Origin of the sequence: Paenibacillus ihuae (assembly GCF_001368795.1) — a bacterium.
GTDB lineage: Bacteria > Bacillota > Bacilli > Paenibacillales > Paenibacillaceae > Paenibacillus_AQ > Paenibacillus_AQ ihuae.
In genome coordinates this window covers 174,463-177,219 of the sequence record NZ_LN831205.1, presented here as the reverse complement: position 1 = coordinate 177,219, position 2,757 = coordinate 174,463, and the positions used below count along the sequence as shown (strand labels likewise).

General features: G+C 53.5%; 3 protein-coding genes. 1 reads left to right on the top strand and 2 read right to left on the bottom strand.

Annotated features, from left to right (window positions below; all coding sequences use genetic code 11):
* Window positions 1–33: 33 nt before the first annotated feature.
* Complete coding sequence (locus AQR02_RS29450) at window positions 34–849, bottom strand: methyl-accepting chemotaxis protein (RefSeq protein WP_054943866.1); 816 nt, start codon at window positions 847–849, stop codon at window positions 34–36.
* Between the two features lie 106 nt (window positions 850–955).
* On the bottom strand, window positions 956–1,795 hold the full coding sequence (locus AQR02_RS29445) for a gamma-glutamylcyclotransferase (protein ID WP_054943865.1): 840 nt from the start codon (window positions 1,793–1,795) through the stop codon (window positions 956–958).
* Window positions 1,796–2,006: 211 nt separating this feature from the next.
* On the opposite strand from AQR02_RS29445, the gene AQR02_RS35040 reads away from it, so the two are divergent.
* The coding region (locus AQR02_RS35040; protein ID WP_245237798.1) for an AMP-binding protein at window positions 2,007–2,757 on the top strand (751 nt) is incomplete at its 3' end.

Genomic DNA, 2,757 nt, shown 5'->3' with positions numbered 1-2,757 from the left:
CAAAGGCTGAAGAATGCATATAGGCCTCCTCACTTATTTCAGATTGGACAGCTCATTCGCCGTACTGGCAACATGCTCATACGCACGGCTCAGCTCCTGCATCGCCTGGCCCTGATGCTGCGAAAAGCCCATAATGTCCTGAATCGACCGGTCCATCTGCAGAATGGCCTGCTTCATCCCGGCCAGCTGGCTGTGGATATTCTGCACAAGCGAATGGCTGTCATTAGCCAGCTTGCGGATTTCTGTCGCTACTACGCCGAAGCCCCGGCCTTGCTCGCCTGCCCGGGCCGCCTCAATCGCAGCATTAAGCCCCAGCATATGGGACTGATCGGCAATCCGTTTGACAGAGGACAAAATTTCAAAGCTGCTCTCGATGTCGCGCACCATCGCTTTGGAATGGCTAACCAGCTCGTCCAGACGCTCCGTCACGCCATGCGCTGAGCGGGTCACTTCTTCTGAAGTCGCCGTCATTTCCTGGACCAGGGAAGACAGCTCCTGTGCCCCGTCCTGAAGGGCAGAGGCCCGATGTGTGGACACCATAGCTGCAATGACGCCAACTACTTCTCCATTCTCGATAACCGGCACCGCTGAAGAAAGATAGGGTACGCCAAAGGCCTCAGCCCCCCGTTCTTCACGCTGCACCGTTCCAGTCTCAAAAGCTCTGTAGGAAACGGTCCCTTTAAACTTCTCCAGAGGGGCGCCTACAGGAACCCTAAGATCAATCTGCTGACCCGGGAGATACGCCACCACCTTCTCGGTATCAGCCAGCACTATAGCAGCATCCTCCGGATACGTCAGCTGAATTACACTAAGCATGTCCTGCAATTGTTGAATTTTATTCACTAGCATGGGTCATCAACCGCCTGTTCCATAAATATATAATCTGAACTGATTATAGCACTCCTTTTTTTCAAAAAATGCTTTAACATACTTGTTAAAATCACCACTCCCGGCACTAGTTAAAATCACGTCTAAACCGCATCTCAAGCGCTGCATAATAGGCTGGCGAAACAACCGGCTTTGCTCCCCGCAAAATCTCTTCGATGTAAGACCCGGGCGGAGCGGTCTCGGCTTGTTTGTCCACCACAACAAAAGTTACCGCAGCTTGGCTTGTCCCGTCAATAAGCTGAACAGGTACGACGGCCGGGCGGTATAAGCCTGCCGCCACACCTTCCCGCACATACAAATAATTAATCAGACACTCCGGTGTTATCCGGTACACCTTACCTTCCGCTCTTCCGCCGGATTCAACCAGATCCGCCCGTCCCCCATCGGCAAGAGGCAGGGTAAAGGCTACTTGAAAGCCTTCCGCCACACCGCAGCCCTCTACACTGCTGAAATCGTCTTCCCTTCCGGCCAGCTGAATACGCCGCAAATCCATACAGCTCCCATAGGCAAAATAAAGCAGCTCCCCGCTATCCTTCAGCCGGTAAAGCTTCCAGTCTCCTTCCGGAATTGCGGCATATTGCTGCGTGTGCCTGTACACATAGACCCAGGCTTCGGTCACACCGGTGTCGGTTGTTACCTCTGTCACTACCCGCTCATAATCATTCCGCGCATCGCCGGGACCGTAATACCCCTCCAGCTCATCAAGCCGCTGCAGCACTTCCGCTGTCACTTCGTAGAGTTCACCGGCCACTGTGCCTTCCGTCTCCAGCAGAACCGGATAACCTGATCCCGTATCGGCCAGTGTTCCCTTTACTAGCGCCAGCAGCGAGAATAATCTGCTGTCCCCCAGCAAATCATGATACTGTTCGCCCTGCCGCAAGGTACCATACACAAAGACTTTATCCATAGTGGCATTCCTCCGCCTGCATAACGCTTTTTCTGCATTATACCAAAAGAGTCACAAAACCTTCTTTAAAGATATTGCTGCTAATTAGCATCTGGTACTAATATAACATGCTATACTATACATTAGTTGCAACTATCACGATTATATAGGAGAGGTACATTTGGACAATCAGCGCTTCATTGCACCTGAAATCTACAATCTGACTTCGGAAATGGAACAGCATCCTCCGGATAAGATTGCGCTTAAATGGCTTCATGAGAACGGAAACTTCGAGGAAATCACCTATGGTGAGCTGCTCAGCCAGGCCAACCGGCTTGCCGGAGGGCTTGCGGGTCTGGGACTACATAAAGGCGACCGCGTGCTGGTCATGGTTCCGCGCCGTATCATCGCTTACGTCATCTATCTCGCCTGCCTCAAGCTGGGACTGGCCGTTATTCCTTCTTCCGAAATGCTGCGGGCCAAGGATTTGTCATACCGCCTGCGGCATTCGGAGGCCAGAGCGGTCATTGTCTGGTCCGAGGTAACCGGCGAAGTCAATAAAATCACGGAAGATCTGCCGGCCCTCGACTACCGCCTGTCGGTATCCGGAAACAAGGACGAGCTTGAAGCCGGGTGGAGCGATCTGGGGAGCCTGATGGACGGACAGCCGGATTCCCGTCCGGCCCTGGCCACCAGCCGTGACGATATCGCCATCCTGGCGTATACCTCCGGCACAACAGGCAACCCGAAAGCTGTGGTACACACCCATGGCTGGGGTTATGCCCACCTGCGGATCGTTTCACCTCAATGGCTGGACATCCGCAAATCGGATACCGTATGGGCTACAGCGGCTCCGGGCTGGCAAAAATGGATCTGGAGCCCGTTCCTGACGGTGCTCGGCAACGGCGCCACAGGTTTTGTCTATAATGGTTCTTTTCATCCGGACCGTTATCTGCAGCTGCTGCAGGATCAAGGCATCCAGG